This window comes from Mesorhizobium sp. M3A.F.Ca.ET.175.01.1.1, assembly GCF_004791945.1.
Classification (GTDB): Bacteria; Pseudomonadota; Alphaproteobacteria; order Rhizobiales; family Rhizobiaceae; genus Mesorhizobium.
In genome coordinates, this window is record NZ_SRTP01000007.1 from 88,823 (window position 1) to 108,734 (window position 19,912).

Sequence of the window (19,912 nt, forward strand, 5' to 3'; positions counted from 1 at the left end):
GGAACTAACTGACCCATGAATACCGCCCCTCCAATCATCGAGATCTCCGCCGGCAAGAAGGTCTTCGGAAACTTCACCGCGCTCAGCGATATCAACCTGTCGATTGCCGAGGGAGAGATTCTGACGCTTCTCGGGCCCAGCGGCTGCGGGAAAACAACATTGATGCGCCTCATTGCAGGCTTCGAGGCGCTGTCTTCGGGCACCTTGCGAATTGCCGGAGCAGACGTCGCGAGCATGCCGCCGGAAGCCAGGCCCGTGAACATGGTTTTCCAGCGGTACGCGCTGTTTCCCCATCTCGATGTCTTCGAGAATGTTGCCTTCGGCCTCAGGGTGAGAGGTCTGCCTAAGGACGAGATCAAAGACCGCGTTCAGAAAATTCTGCGCATCGTGCAAATGGAAAGTTTTGCCAGCCGCTACATCGACCAGATCAGCGGTGGCCAGAGCCAACGCGTAGCGCTCGCGCGAGCGCTGGTTAATCGGCCCAAGGTCCTGCTGCTCGATGAGCCGCTGGCCGCGCTGGATCTAAAGATCCGGCAGCACATGCTTGGCGAAATGAAGCGAATCCACGCTGAAACAGGCGCGACATTTGTCTACGTCACGCATGATCAGGATGAGGCAATGATCCTGTCGGACCGTGTCGTGCTCATGGAGAAGGGGCGCGTCGTTCAGGTTGATCGGCCGCGAGATATGTACGCCAAGCCCAAATCCCTGTTCGCCGCAAAGTTCCTTGGTGAAACCAATCTGTTCGATGCGCGCATCACGCAAGCCAATGGGGCCAGCGCTACCGCCGTCACAGCTTCCGGGATCCAATTTCACGCCGATGGTTTCCCAGATGCAAGCGCGCACGAAAACGTCGTGATCTCGATCCGTCCGGAGGCGCTCAGCTTCCGCGTCGAGGATTCCTTGCAGAGAGCCGAGGGAACGGTAGAGGACATCGTTTTCATTGGCAGTCGATCGTTCTACACGCTGCGCCTCGACGACCAATCGCGTGTGCGGGTCCAGGTACAAAATGACGCTCGAACTTCATTGCCGAGCCTCAACGCTCGCACATGCGTATGCTGGGATACCGCAAACGTTGTCATGCTGCCTGCAGGCTAGGCAGCAGCGGGGTTTCATCCTTCGCATAGCGAAGCAGACACTGCGACGATGGGCGGCGCCAATTTCCACCATGCGAAATTGTGAAACTGCCGCAGACCCCGGAGACTCCAACCAGTAGTCAGCTCTAAAACAGGGGAATCGAAATGAGAAAAATCTGGTCTACAAACGAAATCATGCAAACCGCAATGGGTCGCCGGGCGTTCCTGGGAGGGGCTGCCTCCCTAGCCGGCAGCGCTGTGCTGGGCCCGCTCTTTTCAGGCGCGGCGCGAGCCGCTGGTGGCGATATCCAAATTATGGCCTGGGAGGGCTTTGAGCTTACCGATGAACTTGCCGAGTGGCGAGCAAAGAACGAGGTCAATGTTCAGGTCAGTGCGATCGGCAATCAGGACGATGTCACGACCAAGTTCAGCGTTCCTAATCCGCCGCCCTTTGATGCGGCCGAATACAATCAAGGATACGCTGACCTCTATATTGACATTCTCAAAATCACAAAACCCCTCGATAGGGCCCAGCTCTCGAACTACAGTAAGGATAACCTCTTCGACGTCTTCTATGAGAAGCCGACCTGGTTCAGGGACAGCAAGCTATTCGGCGTGCCATATCAATGGGGACTGAACGCGCTCGTCTACAACCCGGCTCTGATGGCAAAGCCCGAATCCTACGAGGATTTGCTCAAGCCCGAGTTGAAGGGCAAGATCGCTCTCGTAGACGATACCCTGGCTACTTGGCCAATTGCCGCACGTATGGCCGGGTTGGGCGATAAGTTTCCGAATGTCACGCACGACGAGATGAAGGCTATTTTCGCTAATTTGACCAAATATCGCGACCAGTCGCGAACCATCAGCCTCACCTACGGCGATCTGGTATCACTATTCGTTTCCGGAGAAATTGCGGCCCTGTTCTGCGGCTGGACCGGAATTCCTGTTGAAACAGCCAAGCAGAACTTCAAGACCGAATATACAATCCCGAAGGAGGGGGCTGGAACTTGGTGCGATGCCTGGTTCACCCCGCCGGCCGTGGATAATCCTGAAGCAGCGCATGCCTTCATCAACATGGCGATCTCGCCCGAGGTTCAGGCCAAGGTGGCGGCGCGCAACGCCTCCGGAGTGGTATCCTCCAAAGCCGTAGACCTGTTGCCTGCCGAAACGAAGGCGCTGTTCGACTATTCTGACGTTCCCGGCATCTTCAAGTCGTCGCCGCTCTTGGGCATCCCGCCGCTGAAATCGGACACGTTCGCCACCTATGCCGACTGGGTGGCCGCCTGGAATGAGTTCAAAGCCGGCTAACGCAACCCGCAATTGTTGCCACCCAAAAAGAAGGCGACGACCGAGAGGTCGTGCCTTCTCTTTTTTGAACACTTTGCGCGGCACGATAGGTGCTCTGTCACCTGATGGCTTACGAGGATGGCGGCTGCGGCGCTCGCCCATCCTTGTAAGCCTTAGCATCGACTTTGTCTAAAACCTCGGAGCTAGGGCGTGCCGGGAAAAAGGACTTTGCGGACGAGCCGCTGTAGGCGCGACAAAATAGGCGGTTTGCGCGATCCTACTTTCCTTGCTTGATGAAATCCGCTGTTCTTTCGCCGATCATGATGCAGACTGCGTTGGGGTTGCCTGAAATGAGGGTTGGCATGACGGATGCGTCGGCCACGCGTAGACCCTCGAGACCGTGAACGCGGAGCCTTGGGTCCACGACCGCCATATCGTCATGGCCCATGCGGCAGGTGCCGGCGGGGTGAAGCGCTGCATGCGCGGCCTCTTGGCAGAACCTTCTTACTTGGATCGGCGTCGTTGTTCCGGCAGAGGGGATTTGCCTCGATGCTACGTAGCGCCGGATGGCCGGCTGCTCCATGATGTCGAAGGCCCCCATGGTTCCTTCAACCACCGCATCGAGATCATAGGGGTCGGAAAAATACCGCGGCGCAACGCGCGGGTTGTCATAAGGATTGGCGCTTTTGAGAGTCACTTCCCCTCGCGACCGAGGCCGGATCTGCCCGAGGTTTATCGTGCAGCCGTTTCCGCCAGGGACGGCGTCGATCCCTTCCTCAATGCCCGCCCCCACGACCATGAAATATTGGACATCCGGGATCGCTTCGCTCGTATTGCCCCACCAGAACGCCCCGCCTTCGATCAGGTTCGAGGAAGCCGGGCCATCCCTGAACAGCAGATAGTTCAGCCCAGCCGCGGCTTTCCAGAGCGGCTTCTTGTATTTGTCGTAGCTGTGGGGCCCGTTCAACTGATAGACGAGCGATATCTCGATATGGTCCTGCAGGTTCTGTCCGACACCCGGCAGATCGGCAGCCACAGGAATTCCATGTCCGCGCAAAGCGTCGGCCGGGCCGATTCCCGACAACATCAGCAATTTCGGCGAGGCAATCGCACCCGCCGACAGGATGACTTCGCGATTGGCCATCAGCACCCATTTGCGCCCCTTCGCCACATACTCCACCCCGACGGCCCGCCCCTTCTCCACGATTATACGCGTGACCCTCGAACCGGTTCGGACCTGGAGATTAGCTCGGCGGCGAGCGGGTTTGATGAATGCCGTTGCGGAGCTGCTGCGGCGGCTGTTTTTGGCTGTGATCTGGTATAGGCCGCAGCCGGCCTGGTCACCCGAATTGAAATCAGGATTATAAGGCAGCCCAGCCTGCTGGCACGCCTGCAGCCAGGCCCGTGTGAGGGGATGAATGTGGTCGATGTCGGAAACACCCAGCGGTCCGCCTACGGCGTGGGCGTGGTTACAGAACCGGTTGTTGTCTTCAGACCGCAGAAAGAATGGCAACACATCATCATAGTTCCAGCCATCGGCGCCGAGCGCTTCCCAGCGTGCGTAGTCGGACGGGGCCCCGCGTATGTAGATCATGGCATTGACTGAACTGCCACCGCCCAGCACTCGGGCCTGGACCATGGTCGGCTGCTGGCTGCGCGTTTGTGCTGCAGTGGGCTCCCAGTCAATCCGTTTCAAGAGCGACCCTTGCGCGGTCTTGTAGTAGGCACCCGGTATGTGGATGTATGGGTTGAAATCGCGCGGTCCCTCCTCCAACAGAAAGACCGAGGCATCAGGATCTTCAGAAAGCCGCGCGGCGATCACGCATCCGGTCGAGCCGCCGCCAACGACTATGTAATTACAGCTTGTCTGCATAATTTCATTCCGCGGTCGGATCCCCAAGAGCGCCGAGCCATACGTTGTCATGGGGACGAAATCCTCTGATCGAACTCCAGCGTGCGGTCCGGTGCAGACCCATGCCGGATTTGGCGCGGCAGATCTCCATCTCCTTTTGAACATCGATAGGACGCTATGTCGGAGTTGGCCCTGCCAATCTCGCACAGTAGGCAAGCATCGAGGCCGCATGACAAGTTCGCAACATATGGAACATGGAAGCAAGGTGACGCGCCGAGCGAGAAAGTTTGCAGTGGTGTCGGCGCTCGGCGGCTTGCGTAGCCGGCGCCGTGCCAACCAATCTCCCGACGACCCCGACTGCCAGGTCGGCCTTGCCGCATCGGTACCCAGCGGCGCTTCGCGATGTGGCGCAGAATCGACATCAAGTTGCGACAAGAATCGTCTGGACGCGCACTTCTTTCGGCTCCCGCATTGTGGTGTGGTCGGGGCAGGTAACCCTGATGATGGACGACAAAACCGTGCCGAACCAGACGAGAGACCTTTCGTTTGCCGACGACTTCATCTTCGCCAAGCTCGTCGAAGATGTCCGTGACTATCCCGTTGACGATGCTGTCGTTGTGAACATCAGTCCCAGCGCGATGATCACCGGGGACGAGCATCCGGCGATCGTGCCTGCCTGGAAGTCGACATGGCTGAAGGGCGGGCAAATCAAGTTCGCGGAACGGGCGGCGCTTCTGAAGGTGCGAAAAGCCACCAATCTTGGCGGCTGCATGTTCCGCGGCTGGGACTGGCTAGGCAATCGAATCAAGAGCTTCCCACGCGATACGCCGCTTTTCATTTCCCCGCAGGATGAGATCGGTACGGTGAGCACCGATCCTCTGGTATTCACCAATGAGCGCGTAGCACCGGGATCGCCCCAGACGTTCACTCTCAAGTTGAACCTTTGGTGGTCGCCGGGAGACACTGACTGCTTCATCCACAATGAGCACCGCTTCCTTGAAACACATACACAAATCCACGGCTCCGGCCGGATGCAGAAGTTTCGACTGCGGGACGAAACCACAATTTATGAAGACGTGGTGATGCCGGTCGGTTATTCGCATGACCCCTTCTGCAGGGTCACCGGCAAGAATGAGTGGACCTACCCTTGGCACCGCTACTACGCGGATACCGATTCTGTGTGGCTCGCCGTAGAACTCCACCCCTGATCGCTTCGGACCAGTCTCTGGAAATCGTTGACGCGCCTCGCGACGGTCGGCGATCAAGCATCGGCGCCGAGATCTGTTCGAACTGGTTAAGCGGCGGGCTTCTCAACCGAGTTGGTTAGAGTGAAGGAAAGAACATGAAGCTCGACAGCATGCGTGTTGAGGGGACTGAAAACGGCATCGCGGCGATTGAGGACAACTCGGTGCGGCTGCGGGCCAAAGCGAAGACGGACTGGTTCTTCGCTCCGAGCGGCAAAAGCCGGGTCGCGAATGTCACGCGAGTGGTGCGCGAGATCGACGAGCAGCATTTTGCACTGTCTGCTAGGGTTTCTGTCGAATTCGCGTCCGCTTACGACGCTGGCGCGATTTTCATCGCATGTGACGATAACAATTGGGCAAAGATTGCGTTCGAATTTTCCGCCGCGCGCAAGCCGACCATTGTGAGCGTGGTGACTCGCGGCACATCCGATGATTCGGACGGACCCCGTCATTTCGGGGACCATGTGTGGCTACGCGCTTATTGCGATGGAGAAACAATCGCGTTCCATTTTTCGGAAGACGGCAAGTACTGGAATTTCCTGCGCTGGTTCACTCTGCCCGGCGTCGAAAGGCGGCCGGTGCGTATAGGACTGGGCGTTCAATCGCCGACTGGCGAGGGGACGACCGCTGTTTTTTCGGACGTCCAGCTTTCTGTGGCCAAGATCAGCGATCTGCGCAACGGACAATAGCTGACCATAATTGGCCGTTGACTACAGCGGCTCAGCCCGCTTGGTCCCTCATCATCGATTTCGATCGGGACCAACGGCGACCGACTTTATGGCCTCCGCGTTCCCTGCCAAGGCGCCAGTGATGCGAGGTGGCAGGACGCCAGTAATCGTGGTCCGAGTGGTTACGGATGTAACGCAACACGTTTTCGGGATGGTCCGTTCCAGTTCGCAAGAAAAAGCGATCCTTACGGATCGACCTCGAGCGCGGTCGCCGCACCAAAATGCAAGCCGCCTTGGCTGCGCACCTGGCTCGATGCCAATTCGCAGCCGCGAGTTGCGGGCTTCGCCACAACGATCGGCATCCGACCGCGCTTGTCGCCCGTGGCGGCTTTTGAACCCCACGCAAATCAATGCGTTCTGACGCGCGAACGGGTCCGGCCGACTGAAAACAGCAGCGGCAGGCCGGTCTTGTTCATTCGAAGCCACCGCTGCGAAACGCTCTTGACAACTTCAGCGCTTCGCGGGATGTTCATTCAGTAATAGTTACTTTCACTGAGTGAAATAAGGATTGGCAATGGCAACTGTGCTTCAAAAAGACGAGATCAAGGGGATCATCCCGCCGCTCGTCTCGACCTTCAGACCCGATGGTGATCTCGACCTGGAGCTGTTCAAGGGTGAGCTTCGGTTCATGGAAGGCGCTGGCATTCACCTTGCCGTGGTCGGCGGAAGCACCGGTTCGGGGGATGAGCTTTCCGCAGAAGAACTCGGGCTCTTGGTCGAAACAGCCACGGCCAACAGCAAACTGCGCGTAATCGCTGGGATCATCACGACCACCACCCGCGACGCCATAAAGCGTGGTCTGCTCGCCAAGCAGGCCGGCGCCTGCGCGCTGATGCTTGGCCCGCCAATCTACAATACCCCCTCGGGGGATGGGCTGGACAAGTTCATCCAAGACGTCGGGAGGGCGACCTCTCTGCCCATTATCTACTACAACCATTTCTTCAACCCGCCGGCGGTCATGCAGCGCGTTGCCCGTCTGCCCGAGGTCATCTGCGTGAAAGAAGTGGCGCTGGAGCCGGTGACGGAACTGGTCCAGACGGTTGGCGACCGCGTGGCCATCGCTGCCGGCGCGGACAGCGTGAACATTGCGAGCTTTCTGTTCGGGGCGCAGGCCTCGATCTCCGGCATCAATACGGTCATTCCAAAGCAGTACGGGGAAATCTTTGCCGCGCACACCGCCGGCGATTACGTCCTCGGCCGCAAGCTGACGGACAAGATCGCACCTCTTGCAAGGGAGATGACCAAGAGCGTCAATTTCCCTGCCCGTATCAAATTCGCCATCAACGCCCAGGGCCGCAAGGTGGGTGAACCGCGCAAGCCCAATGGCGACCTGGCCAAGGAGGATCAGGAAAACATCCTGAAGGCCCTGAAGCATGCCGGACTGCTCGCCTAAGCCGTTAGCGGCGGCAACCTGTCCGTTCGTCGAGTAAATAAGCCAAAGCAAACCATCAAAACAGAGGGAATAAGGAAATGAGGAAGGACGTGTATCCCCCCAAGGCAGGTTCGACGCTTATCGGGCGGCGCGATGTGCTGAAGACAGGCTTGTTGTTGGGCACCGGCATAATGCTTGCCGGGGCGGGCCTTCGCCCGGCCCTGGCCGACGAACCGAAGCGGGGAGGGACGCTCCGCGTCGGCCTAGGCGCAGCCGGGGCGAAATCGTCGCTCAACCCCTTCATCTCGACAGGCGATATGGATTTCGCAGTCGCTCAGTCGATCTTCGACCGGCTCACCGACTTCGACAAGGATGGCAATCTCTACAACAAGCTGGCGGATGACTTCACTCACAACGCCGAGGGCAACGTCTGGAAAATCAAGCTCAAGAAAGGTGTGGTCTGGCATGACGGCGCGCCTTTCACGGCCAAGGACGTCGTCTACACCATCCAGTACATTCTCAATTCCGACAACAAGGCCGACGCCTATCCCAACCTGGCGCCGCTCCTGGAGCCGAAAGGGGTGCGTGCACTCGATCCCCATACGGTCGAAGTTGCGTTGAAACAGCCCTATGCGCTGCTTCCGCAAGTGCTGGGCAGCAAGGTCATGTTCCTCATGAAGGACGGCACGACCGATTTCGACAAGCCGATCGGGACCGGGCCCTTCAAGTTCGTGTCGTGGTCCCGCGGCCAGCGGGTGACGCTCGCGCGCAGCGATAACTATCGCACACCGGGCCAGCCATATCTCGACGGTGTCGAATTCATCGCGATCAACGACCCGACCGCGCGAATGAACGCGCTGGTGGCCGGCCAGGTCGATGCCGTGGCTCAGCTCGATGGAAGTCTTGCGCGCCTGATTGAAGCAAATCCCGCACTCACCCTGCTGCGCTCGAAGAGCGGTGCCACGACCGACCAATTCATGATGACGAACCTGAAACCCTTTACGGACGTGCGCGTCCGCCAGGCGTTCCGGCTCATGATCGACCGCCAGCAACTGCTCGACAACGCACTGTCGGGATATGGCAGGATTGGCAACGACCTGCATTGCATCACCGATCCAGACTACGCCTCCGAGCTGCCGCAACGCGCTTACGACCCGGATCAGGCGAAATCTCTGCTCAAGCAGGCGGGCTTTGACAACAGCCAGGCGATTACCCTCTACACCTCGGATGCCGCTCCAGGCATGCAGGCGTCGGCTACGCTCATCGCCAACCAGGCCAAGAAGATCGGCGTCAATATCGAACTTCTGGTCGTGCCGCCCGACAGCTACTATTCCGGGCCGAACTTCAAAAAGACGCAGATGGGCAGTTCGGATTGGGGACAGCACACTCTCGAATCTCAATTCGGGCAAGGCTATGCGAGGGGGGCCTACTGGAACGAACCGGATTGGACCAGCGACGAGTTCGATAAGTGGGTAAGCAAGGCGAGGACCACATTCGACGGCCCCAAGCGCCGCGAATATTACGTAGAGGCTCAGAAGGTCCTCTGGAATGAGGGAGCTTACATCATCTGGGGCTTCCGTGATCTTCTCGATGCCTCCAGCGCCAAGGTCAAGAACATCGTTCCCTCCACCCAGAGAAATCTTGGCTATTATCAGTTCGAAAGCGTCTATTTCGCGTAGGCTGCAAGCCGCCGTGGCCGGCCAGGCTGCGGTGGCACCCCTTTTGTGAAGAGTGACCTCCTTGAACAAGCCTTTGCTCCAGCTTCTTTTGACAAGAATAGCCCTGGCTGCCGTCACGCTGTTTGCCGTCTCCATCGTCGTCTTTGCCGCGACCCTATATCTGCCAGGAGATCCGGCCCGGGCTGCGCTCGGTGCCAAGGCTGATCCTTCGGCGGTTGAGGCGCTCAGGCGCGAGTTCGGCATGGACCAGCCTGCAGTCGTGCAATATGCGAGCTGGATCGGGGGCGCACTCACCGGCGACTTCGGCCGGTCGATACCGTCCGGGCGGTCAGTCTGGGAGGCGATTGGGCCGAGGGCTATTAACACCCTGATACTGACGGTCACATCGCTGCTTCTGCTGATACCGCTCTCCTTCGTGCTCGGCATTGCAGCGGCGCTCTTCAAAGACAGATTGGCTGACCACCTGATATCGGTTCCGACGATCGTGATCGTCGCCCTGCCTGAGTTCGTCATCGGCACGGTGTTGATCGTACTTTTCGCAGTTTATCTTCGTTGGCTGCCGCCGGTATCGCTGATCAACGACAGTCTCCCCCTTTCATCTCAATCGACCCTTTTCATTTTGCCGGTTCTGACACTGCTCGGCACCACACTTGCCCAGGTCGTACGGATGGTGCGGGCGGTGGCACTCGAAGTGCTGAGCGCCGAATACATCTATATGGTGCGGCTGAGGGGCATAAGCCCCGCGCAGGTATTGCTGCGCCATGTTCTTCCCAACACCATCACACCGACCATCCAGACGATCGCGTTGAACGCAGCCTGGTTGGCTGGTGGAGTGGTGGTCACCGAGTCCGTCTTTCAGCTGCCTGGCATCGGCAGCGCGCTCTCGGAAGCTGTCATCAACCGTGACATGCCGACAGTGCTCGCCATCACGCTGATCATCACCGCCACCTATGTGCTGATCAACCTGGTGTCCGAAGCGCTGATCCTTCTTCTTAATCCAAGGCTGCGCGTGGCGCGCGGTACGACCTAGTCGAAGGGATTGACCGTATGCGCCGCTCCGTCCTGCGCCTGACCTTGGCGAAGCCAGCAGCTCGCATCGCTCTGGTCCTGGTCGTCATCATCGTTGCTCTTGCTTCGCTCGGACCATTTTTCAGTCCCTACGCCTTCGATGAAATCGTCGGCGCTCCATTCGCGCCCATAACCCAGGGGCATTGGCTTGGAACCGACTTCCTTGGGCGCGACACTTTCAGTCGCTTCCTCTATGGCGGAAGGACTGTGCTCGTCGTCGCGCTTTGCGCGACAGTCGCGGCCTATATCGTGGCGGTGCCGCTTGGCATCTACTCGGGCCTGCGGCGAGGCTCGCTCGATATTCTTCTGATTGCCATTTCCGATGTGATCTATGCGCTGCCGCCGGCAATCTTTCTTCTCGTCCTTCTCGCTTCGACGGGGCCAAGCCTGCCCACAGTCATCATAGGGATCGTGATCCTGCATTCGCCCCGCATCTTCCGTATCGTGCGACTGATCACCATGGATATCTCCAAGAACGAGTACGTTGAAGCTGCCTTCGCGCGCGGGGAAAGCTGGGCCGCAATCTGCTTCCTTGATATCCTGCCCAACGTGCTGACCCCCGTCCTGGCCGACTTCGGGGTGCGGCTTTGCGGGTCGATTATTCTCTACGCTTCCCTAAGCTATCTGGGCCTGGGCCTGCCACCGCCGGCGGCCGACTGGGGTCTGATGATCAGCGAAAACCGCATTGGCATCACGATCTCGCCATGGATCGCACTCGCGCCAGCTCTGGCAATTGCTGCCTTCTCCGTTGCCGTCAACGTGCTTGCCGACAGCTTTGCGCGCTCGGTCGGTCGGTCGAAAGAGATCTGAAATGACCGAAGCAATCCCGCTCGTTGTGCAATCGCTTTTCATGCATGATCTGAACGGCCGCGAAATCGTTAGCGACGTCTCCCTTCACGTGAAGCGGGGTGAAGTCCTGGCCATCATTGGTGAATCGGGATCTGGAAAGACGTCGGTCGCCTTGAGTTTGCTAGGCTTTGCGCGGCCCGGAATGCGTATTTCGTCCGGCAAGATTTTAATTGGCGGCACAGACATCCTCTCGCTCTCGAGCCGGAGGAAACGTGCCTTCCAGGGCGGCAAAGTATCGCTGGTTCCGCAAAATCCGACGACGAGCTTCAGCCCCCGTATGTCAGTCGGCAAGCAAATGGCCGAGCTTCTTGCGGCGCACGGCCATTCGGGCACCGGCATGAAGCAACTGATGCGTGACGCGTTGCGGAGCGTCGATCTACCAGACGATGAAAAGTTTTCGAGACGCTATCCCTTCGAACTGAGTGGCGGTCAACTGCAACGCATCGCAATTGCCATGGCCTTCGTCACGTCTCCGCAGGTCATCGTGATGGATGAGCCGACCACCGGCCTTGACGTATCCACCCAGCAGACGATCCTTGAGCTGATAGCGAGGCTGGTCAAGTCCAGCAGCGCCAGCGTGGTCTACGTCACCCATGACCTTGCCGTCGTGAACGTCGTGGCCGACAGGGTAGCCGTCACGCTTTCTGGCAGGATCGTCGAGCAGGGGAGCCGCAAGCAGGTTTTCGTCGAACCGAGCGCCGATTACACGCGCATGCTGCTCGACGCCATTCCACGACTGGTAACCGATGGTCCAGCGGCGGCGCCCGAGGCCGAGGGTGCAATTGAATTCCAGAACATCCTCGAGGTGAAGAACCTGCGCGCGGCTCATGGTCATGTCGAGGTCGTCCACGGCGTTTCATTCTCGGTTGGCAAAGGCGAATGCGTGGGTCTGGTCGGTGGGAGCGGCAGCGGCAAAACCACAACAGGCCGATGCGTGACAGGTTTGCATAGCAACGCCTCGGGCAGCTTGTTGTTCGAGGGCCATTCGATGCCATTCGCCGTCTCAAGCCGCTCCAAGGCAGATCTCAGCGCCATGCAGATCGTGTTCCAAAATCCCGATCGCTCTCTCAACCCGAAGGAATCTATCGCCCAGAGCATCGCTCGTGCCGTTCGCCTAACGGGACTGGCTGATAGAGCACGGGTCGGCGCCGAAGTCCGGTCGCTTCTCGACCGCGTCCGGTTACCGCAACGAGTTGCCGATCTTTACCCGGCAGATTTATCCGGAGGTGAGCGTCAACGCGTAGCCGTGGCCCGCGCGCTCGCGGTCAAACCGAAGCTTCTGGTGTGTGACGAAATCACTTCGGCTCTCGACGTGTCAGTGCAAGCGGCCGTGGTCGAGCTTCTGCTCGATTTGAAGAGGGACGGCCTGGCGATGCTGTTCATAACGCACAACCTGCCGCTGGTCTCCGAAATTGCAGAATCCATCATAATCATGAAGGACGGAAGCATCGTTGAGGCGGGACGAACGAATGACGTCCTGCGTTCGCCGAAGCACTCTTACACAGGAATGTTGCTGGACGCCGCACCGCGACTTAATTGACGGCCGGCTCGACTTGGAGCACCAAGTGACGATTGCTACGGGATTCGCTGGAACGATCTTGCCAAACGACCTGTTCACCGATGAGGAAAAAAGTGCCCGCTTCGACGCTGTCGATCGGGCGGTTGCAGTTTTGCGCGTTCTTGAGCGGTCTGACCAACCTATGTCGCTGTCGATGATCGCACGAGAGGTCGGGCTGGGACAGCCAACCACGTCACGTTATGTGGCCAGCCTCGTTGGGCATGGGCTCATCGAAAAGGTGAATGGAAATCGCTATGTTCTGGGCATTGGGCTTTATATCCTTGGGCAGAAATCACTCCACCGCAGGGACGTCAGAACGGTAGCCCACCCCTATCTGGAAACCTTGCACGAGCAGTTCAACGAGACCGTTAGCTTCGCCCTTTGGCTGCGCCGCGAGGTTGTCGTCGTGGACTGTATCGAGGCCATGCAGACGCTGCGCCAGGGAGCATCAGTGGGAGTAGTCAACCCATGGCACGCCACTTCTCTCGGAAAGTCGATTCTCGCATGGCTTGATCCGCATGAAGTGGACGTTCTGCTGAAGGAGCCGGGGCTGCCCCGTTACACGTACAACACCCTCACCACCGTCGACCAACTGCGTGCGGAATTTCCGCTTATCCGGGAGCGGGGCTATTCGGTCGACAACGAGGAGTCCGCCATTGGAGGGCGCTGCATCGGGGCACCCGTCTTCGATCAATCGGGGCGCCCGCTCGGCGCAATCAGCATCAGCGGACCAGTCGCGCGCGTTACTGACGAGGATGTCCTCTCAACCGGAGCGCGAATCGCCGAGATCGCGGGTCAGATATCCCGCGCAATGGGGCATTCGGGACGGCCATCCCGTGAGACCAGGCAATCCTGATCTGGTCTTGCTCATTGCCTTCTGAAGCCAAGCAGGCACGTCTCCCGCGATAGAACGTCCGCTGGGAAACACGACGGTCCCAAGCTGGCGCATGTCACTGGCCCGCAGCTTCCTGAACAGATTGATCTCGCTTCAGGAGGCCCCTCGTTTGCTGCCCTCCTTGAACTGTGGCGGTGCGGCGCCTCGAGGCGGCCTTAGCCACAGCCTCCGCGGCGCGAAGGGCAGCTACGCTATCTGACCCCCGTGCCAGCCAAGTCAGCCTTCGCTCCCCGGCGCTGACAAAGTCCTCGACTGCAGCAACGTGCGAATCCCCGTCGCGAACCGGCACGAGCTCGTTCTTGGCTGCATGCCGACGCATGAGCGTACCCGAAGCCTTGCCGTTCAGCGTACCGTGGGCGATCAGCGTGCCGCGATCTCCAGCCACCACGACCGTGCTTTCCAGGTCGGCGATCGCAAAACTCTCGAATGCATGAAACAGGCTGCCATCGTTCAGTTGAAACGAATAGGAGATCTGGTTGGGTCTGCCATCGGCAATAGTGCAAGTGGCCGAAACTTCACGCGGTTCTCCGCCCGTCAGGAACCTTGCAAGGTCAATGTCGTCGACTGACATGTCGAGATAGATGTCGCCTTCGCTGTCGAGATCGTCCTTTCTGCGCTTGGCCGCGGGCTTGTACGGTCCCTCGCGGGTAAGAAGGATCGATTGCACCTTCCCGATGTCACCATCCAGGATCAGTCTGCGCATGGTCTGGTGGATGGCCGACGCACGGAACGGATGATGTACCGCAAGCACTATCCCGGCGCTGTCGCACAGACGCACAAGCTCAGCGGCTACTTTGCTGTTTTCGGAGATCGGGCCGTCGCAAAGGACGTTCTTGCGAGCTTTGGCCGCAGCGGTGATGTAATGGGCCCGTCGCCTCAGACGTGCACTGACATAGGTGAACTCGACGTTAGGATCGCCCAGGGCATCCGACAGGTTGGTCGTCCATTGCGGAATATCGAGATCCTGAGCGAAATGAGCTGCATCCATCTTTCGGCGGCTGACCACCCATAACGGAGTGTGCCCCTGCGCTCTGATGCCCGCGACCATCTGCTCCGTGGCAATGGTTCCGGTCCCCATAACTGACCACCCCGTCTTGCCGTGAGTTGCCATGCCAGGCGCTCCTGATCTGGCCCTGAGTATGGGCGCATTCGCCTCTTGCAGCCAACTTCGCACCTCGTTGAAGTCTGCATTAAAGTGACGTACAGATAGCGTCTGTTCGCGTCATAGGGGAGGCGATCAAAGATGAACCACATCGCAGGGGATACTGCGGCGCTCGCGGCAAATTTGAGGACCTTGTGCGATCGCCACGGGTCTGTCGCCGCCGTTTGTCGCAAATTAAACGTCAACCGGCAACAATTTAACAAATATCTGTCCGGCGCCCATGTGCCGTCCAGCGCCAATCTGCGCACGATCGCGAATTTCTTCGGGCTGAGCGTGCCGATCCTTTTCTCCAACCCTGAGGAGTTCAGGACGCTAATTGACGGCAATTTTTTTCATGCGATGTCAACCGCGCGTCATCTGCCGGAGTTTGTCAACTTCCTGTCGAATATTGTCTTCGACGGAAGCGTGCAGGATTCGGAGATCCTGGGTGTCTATGACCGGTATCAGTTTTCGTCGATCTATAAAGGCTTCATTCTAAAATCGGCATTCTGCCTTTATCGGAATAACAATTTTCTCCAGCATTACTATATCGAGCGGTTCCCGAGCTTCGACAGGCCGGGGAGAACGGAATACGTCTTCAAGTACTACGGGTTCAGCTTCCCAGTTGCGGACCGGCTGTTTACGGCGGACTTCGAAGGCATCCAGAGCAATGAGCTCACCTTCGGCGTTTATGCCCAGGTCAAGCGAAACGCGAAGCGCTTCATGTTCGGCATCGCCAGCGGCATTGCAGCCAATGCCTTCCGGCAGCCCTATTCGACGAAGGTCGCCTTGCACTACAAAGGGCCGGGGCTGCTCCAGCGCAGTCACCTCAAGGAGCTTACCGTGATTGACCGAAGCGACCCGGGCATCCCCAGGGAGGTGCTGCAATATCTGGGCGACGGTTCGGACATGATCCAGATGTGATATGCTAACTGACTAACTGCATTACTCGTCGGCTCTATGCTCGGCCTTGGGCGAACCCGACTTTGCTCCCGGGTCAGTCGCTTTTGCCGATCTGTCCATGTCTCGGATTGCCAACAAGCCGATCACGGTGTGATTGGTGCCCGAGACGTATCAGACCCTGCAGGTGACAGCAAAGAGAAGGCGGGCAACTGGTTGCCCGCCTTTCAATGTGACGAAAGTCCTGGGAGGACATCAGACGAGCAACAAACCCTCAGACTCAACTCGCCGATGGAGGCTGGAGCCCAATTCGCTGCTGTTCTTTATATGCATGAGTTACTCCCTGAGCCTGTGGGGGCGCAACTTCGCACGGACAAGGTTTGTGAAGCGACAATATGCATGACGGGCGCCTTCTAACGTCAGCTGGAATCGGACTTCCATGTCCAACGGGTATTTGCGTCATCGCAACAGAGCGCCGGCAGGTGATGGCAAGCCGATAGCCGGACCGCCCAAAACCTGCATGAGCAATCAGAGCTATTGTGTCCACTATGAAAATGGCCGGCAAAGCTGTCGGTTCTTGCAGTGAGTTTCCGGCAGTCTAGGCGTTCAGGACAAGCTCGTTCAGAGCCAACCGATGCAGCGACGGAGTCGCCGCGGCAAGGACTGGGCCTCCTTCCTCAGCTCGGCCGCCGTCGAGACGCGTGATCACGCCCCCCGCCTTCTCAATGATCGGGATCAGCGCCACGATGTCGTAGGGCTGCAGGGAAGGTTCAACCGCCAAGTCGATTCGGCCCGCCGCCAGCATGGCAAAGGCGTAACATTCCCCACCGTACCGGGTCATCTTGACGGTGCTGTTCAGCCGCTCGAAGCCAGCTTTGAGATCGCCGTGAAAATGTTCGGGCGAGTTGGTGTGAAGAATGGCGTCGGACAGCGTGTCAATGCCCCGCGTCGTGAGTGGCTGTGGCTCGCCGGCGCGCTGGCGCCATGCGCCTGTCGCATCCGCCCAGAACCGCTCGCCGATATAGGGCTGGCTAAGCATCCCCATCTCGGCGCGCCCGCGAACCGTCAGACCGATGAGCGTTCCCCAGACGGGAATGCCGCAGATGAAAGGCCGCGTTCCGTCGACGGGATCAAGCACCCAGCGCCAGTCACTGCCGCCGCCCGTTTCGCCGAATTCCTCGCCAAGCACCGCATGGTCTGGAAACTCTGCCGTTATGGCTGCACGCAAGGCGATCTCGGCTTCTCGATCCGCCTCGGTCACCGGATCGAATCTATATCCGGGCTTCGGCTTGGTCTCGACGGCAAGCTCGACCAGATAGCGCGGCAGAGTCTCGGCATCCGCCAGATCAGCGAGACGGTGCAAGAATGTTGAATCCGGTAGCTTCGACATTGTTTCCTTCCGATTATGCAATGCGGCTGCGTTAGGGGCGGGCGCTCGGACCAATTCTATTCCTCGCATCTGCCATTCTTCCTGAAATAAAGCCGTGCCTGGCCGCGATGAAGTCGGCTGCCCGCTCCGCGATCATAATGGCGACGCCGTTGGTGTTGCCGGAAACAAGATTTGGCCCGGCTGAATTGTCGCAGACACGCAGCCCATCGATCCCGTGAACGCGCAGTTCGGGATCGAGAACGGCCATATCGTCGCTGCCCATCTTGCAAGTACCCATCGGATGGAGTGCCGCATGCGCCTGACTTTTGACAAAGGCTAGGACTTCCGCCCGACTCCGGACAGGCCCAGGCGCATATTCCCTCGAAAGGTATTTTGCGATGACTGGTTGTGACATGATCTCTCGCCCGAACTCGACACCCTCGCACATGACGTCGAGATCGTATTGCTCCTGCAGATAGTTCGGCCGGATGATCGGCGCCTCAAGAGGATCTGCGCTCCTCAATTCGACCCAGCCGCTTGAGCGTGGCCGGGTCTGGCAAATGTTTAGCGTCGTTCCGTTGCCGCCGGGAACAGTGTCAAGGCCCGCTTCGACGCCGGCGCCCGGCATGAAACAGCACTGCAGGTCAGGGCGGTCGTCATTGAGCGAGGATCGAAAGAAGGCGCCGCCCTCGACGACGTTCGTCGTGCAGGGGCCCCTTCGGAAGAGAAGGTACTCAAGGCCTGCCAGGAATTGCCAATGCGGCTTCTTGTATCTGTCGTAGCTAAACGGCCCGTTCACCTCATGGATCAGCGAGACCTCGATGTGATCCTGCAGGTTCCGTCCCACTCCTGGCAAATGCTGGGTGAGGGGAATGCCAAGCCGCGTGAGTTTGTCGGCATTGCCGAGGCCGGAGAGCAAAAGCAACCTTGGCGTGTTAATGGCGCCGGCAGTCAGGATCACCTCGCCACCAGCGTGCAACACCGTGCGCCTGCCGCTGACCAGCGCTTCGACCCCTATGGCGCGCTGTCCCGCGAAGATGATCCGCAGCACGCGAACGCCGGTTTTGACCACAAGGTTCCGGCGATTGCGAGCAGGTCCAAGGTAGCTGACCGCGGTGCTCCCGCGGCGGCCGCCGCGTGCATTGATCTGGTAGAAGCCGCAGCCTTCCTGGTCGCCCGAGTTGAAATCTGGATTGTATCTCAAGCCCGCCTGCTGGCATGCCTGAACCCATCTGCGGCTCATGGGATGAGTAAACTGCTGGTCCGAAACGGGGAGGGGGCCGTCGGTGCCATGCAGGTCATTGGCGAAGCGGTCGTTGGATTCGCACCGCTTGTAGTAGGGAAGGACGTCATTCCAGCCCCAACCCTCGGCGCCCGCGTCGCGCCATTCGTCGTAGTCGCGCGGCTGGCCCCTTAGATATACCATGGCGTTGACGGAACTGCCGCCACCCAGCACCCGCGCCTGAACCATGGTTGGCTCGGGATCGCCTAGGTGCTCGGCATTGGGAGTCCATCGATAAGGTTTGACGAGATTGCCCTTGCTGGTCTTGTAAAAAGTGACCGGAATATGGATCCAGGGACTGCTGTCCTTAGGCCCTTCCTCAAGCAGCAGCACCGAGGCATCCGGATCTTCGCTCAGACGCGACGCCAACACGCAGCCCGACGATCCCCCGCCAACGACTATGAAGTCAGCCCCGCTTCGCATGCGAAATCCAGTCTCCAAGATGTGAGTAACCACGAAACCCAGTCACCAGGACGGCTTCTGCGCTGTGTTCGCTTCGTGACACGTTCATTTGCAATCGTTGGTGCCTGGTCGCGAACCGTTCAGGCGGCCTGAAGACAGCGTCCCGCGTCCGAAGCCAACCGACGAACTGCGCTCGCTGCACGCGCGACGACCTCTCGTCGGAGATTGCCAGTCTGGACACTCGCGATGATGTAACTCGCCACCTCGTCGACCTGGGGACCGGACGCCAACAAAAGAAGGTCGACGCCAGCTTTCAGCGACGCCACCGCGGTTTCTGCGACGGTGCGGCCGCGCAACGTCCCGGGCAGATCGAGATCGTCCGAAACGATCAGGCCCTGAAACCGGTGGGTCTCGCGAAGCAACGCCACAACCTTCGCTGAGGTCGAGGAAGGCTCGCCCGGATCGATCGCATCCACGGGTATTGGTCCGGTCATTATGGCCCGCACACCCGCCGCAATGGCCGCGTCGAAGCATCTAAGATTGGGTTTGAGATCATCCAGCGCGGCGGTGACCGTCGCACTGGCGCTGTCATGGGGATCCTCGGGAACATGGGGGTGACCGGGAAAGTGCTTCGCCGTTGCCGCGACACCCTGGCTCTGTACTCCGCGAATGAACGCAGAGGTGGCGCGACTGACGAGATCGGCGTCCGCGGAGAAGGTGCGGTCACGCAGCCATGGGTTGCTCCCGGTCACTAGGTCGAGCACCGGTGCCAGGAAGAAGTTGATGCCGCATGCCCTTGCTGCGCGAGCAGCCTCGACCCCAAAATGCTCTATTTCGGCCTCCTTCATTTCCAGGACCTCGCGCGGGTGAGGAAGCTGGGGGGCAAGCTTGTGGAGGCGGTGGACCCCTCCCAGCTCGTAGTCGATCGCGATCAGCACGTCGCCAGCAAGCGACTGGGCGCGGTTGTGATAGTCAAAAAGAAGCTCGCGCGTCTCCGTTTGCTGCCTGTCTCTAGACATGCGACGCGCAACGTATTCCTCGCGCGTCGAGCCGAGCAGCGAAGCGACGCCGCCGGCATCGAAGAAAGACCTCGAGGCGTCCGTAAAATCAGCCCTTTCAAAGGCGGGCAGAAGTACTGCATAAGCGTCGCGTGCGATCTCATCCACCGTTGTGCATTCCTTGTTGTTTCCGCCCTCAAGGCTTCGTCCGA

The 19,912-nt window shown here is 59.1% G+C and carries 16 protein-coding genes and 1 pseudogene; 12 read left to right on the forward strand and 5 right to left on the reverse strand.

Annotated features, from left to right (window positions below):
- The first annotated feature begins 15 nt into the window (after positions 1–15).
- Both EN818_RS17840 and EN818_RS17845 read left to right on the forward strand, forming a co-directional pair.
- Positions 16–1,098, forward strand: coding sequence for an ABC transporter ATP-binding protein (locus tag EN818_RS17840; RefSeq protein ID WP_135904931.1), 1,083 nt, complete (start codon positions 16–18; stop codon positions 1,096–1,098).
- Positions 1,099–1,241: 143 nt separating this feature from the next.
- Positions 1,242–2,384, forward strand: a complete 1,143-nt coding sequence (locus EN818_RS17845) for an extracellular solute-binding protein (protein WP_127404851.1) — start codon at positions 1,242–1,244, stop codon at positions 2,382–2,384.
- A gap of 256 nt (positions 2,385–2,640) precedes the next feature.
- Here the strand turns inward: EN818_RS17845 and EN818_RS17850 are convergent, their stop codons facing one another.
- A complete protein-coding gene (locus EN818_RS17850) occupies positions 2,641–4,236 on the reverse strand; it encodes a GMC family oxidoreductase N-terminal domain-containing protein (RefSeq protein ID WP_245518840.1) in 1,596 nt (531 codons plus the stop codon).
- A gap of 479 nt (positions 4,237–4,715) precedes the next feature.
- On the opposite strand from EN818_RS17850, the gene EN818_RS17855 reads away from it, so the two are divergent.
- The 9 genes and pseudogenes from EN818_RS17855 (at position 4,716) to EN818_RS17890 (ending at position 13,569) form a co-directional block, all read left to right on the forward strand.
- Positions 4,716–5,423: a hypothetical protein gene (locus EN818_RS17855; RefSeq protein ID WP_245482207.1), complete on the forward strand. Its 708-nt coding sequence runs from the start codon at positions 4,716–4,718 to the stop codon at positions 5,421–5,423.
- Between the two features lie 134 nt (positions 5,424–5,557).
- Entirely contained in the window at positions 5,558–6,148 is a 591-nt protein-coding gene (locus tag EN818_RS17860) for a DUF1349 domain-containing protein (protein ID WP_245518837.1), read from the forward strand.
- 553 nt (positions 6,149–6,701) lie between these two features.
- Positions 6,702–7,580 (forward strand): dihydrodipicolinate synthase family protein, encoded by an 879-nt coding sequence (locus EN818_RS17865; RefSeq protein WP_127404853.1) that lies wholly within the window; start codon positions 6,702–6,704, stop codon positions 7,578–7,580.
- Positions 7,581–7,657: 77 nt separating this feature from the next.
- Positions 7,658–9,238, forward strand: a complete 1,581-nt coding sequence (locus tag EN818_RS17870; protein WP_245482209.1) for an ABC transporter substrate-binding protein — start codon at positions 7,658–7,660, stop codon at positions 9,236–9,238.
- 61 nt (positions 9,239–9,299) lie between these two features.
- Positions 9,300–10,268 (forward strand): ABC transporter permease, encoded by a 969-nt coding sequence (locus EN818_RS17875; protein WP_135904927.1) that lies wholly within the window; start codon positions 9,300–9,302, stop codon positions 10,266–10,268.
- A gap of 17 nt (positions 10,269–10,285) precedes the next feature.
- Positions 10,286–10,357, forward strand: a pseudogene (locus tag EN818_RS34445) (hypothetical protein); the annotation flags it as partial.
- Between the two features lie 156 nt (positions 10,358–10,513).
- Positions 10,514–11,116: an ABC transporter permease gene (locus tag EN818_RS17880; protein ID WP_245518835.1), complete on the forward strand. Its 603-nt coding sequence runs from the start codon at positions 10,514–10,516 to the stop codon at positions 11,114–11,116.
- Between the two features lies 1 nt (position 11,117).
- On the forward strand, positions 11,118–12,695 hold the full coding sequence (locus EN818_RS17885; RefSeq protein WP_245518834.1) for an ABC transporter ATP-binding protein: 1,578 nt from the start codon (positions 11,118–11,120) through the stop codon (positions 12,693–12,695).
- A gap of 25 nt (positions 12,696–12,720) precedes the next feature.
- A complete protein-coding gene (locus EN818_RS17890) occupies positions 12,721–13,569 on the forward strand; it encodes an IclR family transcriptional regulator (protein WP_245518833.1) in 849 nt (282 codons plus the stop codon).
- A gap of 94 nt (positions 13,570–13,663) precedes the next feature.
- Here EN818_RS17890 and EN818_RS17895 read toward each other — a convergent pair whose 3' ends face one another.
- On the reverse strand, positions 13,664–14,719 hold the full coding sequence (locus EN818_RS17895) for a Gfo/Idh/MocA family oxidoreductase (protein ID WP_245482194.1): 1,056 nt from the start codon (positions 14,717–14,719) through the stop codon (positions 13,664–13,666).
- Positions 14,720–14,851: 132 nt separating this feature from the next.
- On the opposite strand from EN818_RS17895, the gene EN818_RS17900 reads away from it, so the two are divergent.
- Complete coding sequence (locus tag EN818_RS17900; protein ID WP_127227974.1) at positions 14,852–15,673, forward strand: helix-turn-helix transcriptional regulator; 822 nt, start codon at positions 14,852–14,854, stop codon at positions 15,671–15,673.
- A gap of 574 nt (positions 15,674–16,247) precedes the next feature.
- Here EN818_RS17900 and hisN read toward each other — a convergent pair.
- From hisN to EN818_RS17915, 3 genes are all read right to left on the reverse strand, one after another.
- Positions 16,248–17,039 carry a histidinol-phosphatase gene (gene hisN / locus EN818_RS17905; RefSeq protein ID WP_127404811.1) on the reverse strand — a complete coding sequence of 264 codons (792 nt, stop codon included), beginning with the start codon at positions 17,037–17,039 and terminating at the stop codon, positions 16,248–16,250.
- A gap of 31 nt (positions 17,040–17,070) precedes the next feature.
- Positions 17,071–18,723 (reverse strand): GMC family oxidoreductase N-terminal domain-containing protein, encoded by a 1,653-nt coding sequence (locus tag EN818_RS17910; protein ID WP_135904923.1) that lies wholly within the window; start codon positions 18,721–18,723, stop codon positions 17,071–17,073.
- A 119-nt stretch (positions 18,724–18,842) separates the two neighbouring features.
- Positions 18,843–19,868, reverse strand: a complete 1,026-nt coding sequence (locus EN818_RS17915) for a glycoside hydrolase family 3 N-terminal domain-containing protein (RefSeq protein WP_127404793.1) — start codon at positions 19,866–19,868, stop codon at positions 18,843–18,845.
- Positions 19,869–19,912 lie beyond the last annotated feature (44 nt).

Excerpts from the sequence above, each read along its gene's own strand:
- EN818_RS17840 (WP_135904931.1), top strand. The coding sequence starts at position 16 with ATGAATACCGCCCCTCCAATCATCGAGATCTCCGCCGGCAAGAAGGTC.
- EN818_RS17865 (WP_127404853.1), top strand. The coding sequence starts at position 6,702 with ATGGCAACTGTGCTTCAAAAAGACGAGATCAAGGGGATCATCCCGCCG.
- EN818_RS17855 (WP_245482207.1), top strand. The coding sequence starts at position 4,716 with ATGATGGACGACAAAACCGTGCCGAACCAGACGAGAGACCTTTCGTTT.
- EN818_RS17900 (WP_127227974.1), top strand. The coding sequence starts at position 14,852 with ATGAACCACATCGCAGGGGATACTGCGGCGCTCGCGGCAAATTTGAGG.
- EN818_RS17860 (WP_245518837.1), top strand. The coding sequence starts at position 5,558 with ATGAAGCTCGACAGCATGCGTGTTGAGGGGACTGAAAACGGCATCGCG.
- EN818_RS17895 (WP_245482194.1), bottom strand. The coding sequence starts at position 14,719 with ATGGCAACTCACGGCAAGACGGGGTGGTCAGTTATGGGGACCGGAACC.
- EN818_RS17845 (WP_127404851.1), top strand. The coding sequence starts at position 1,242 with ATGAGAAAAATCTGGTCTACAAACGAAATCATGCAAACCGCAATGGGT.
- EN818_RS17885 (WP_245518834.1), top strand. The coding sequence starts at position 11,118 with ATGACCGAAGCAATCCCGCTCGTTGTGCAATCGCTTTTCATGCATGAT.
- hisN (WP_127404811.1), bottom strand. The coding sequence starts at position 17,039 with ATGTCGAAGCTACCGGATTCAACATTCTTGCACCGTCTCGCTGATCTG.
- EN818_RS17870 (WP_245482209.1), top strand. The coding sequence starts at position 7,658 with ATGAGGAAGGACGTGTATCCCCCCAAGGCAGGTTCGACGCTTATCGGG.
- EN818_RS17850 (WP_245518840.1), bottom strand. The coding sequence starts at position 4,236 with ATGCAGACAAGCTGTAATTACATAGTCGTTGGCGGCGGCTCGACCGGA.
- EN818_RS17910 (WP_135904923.1), bottom strand. The coding sequence starts at position 18,723 with ATGCGAAGCGGGGCTGACTTCATAGTCGTTGGCGGGGGATCGTCGGGC.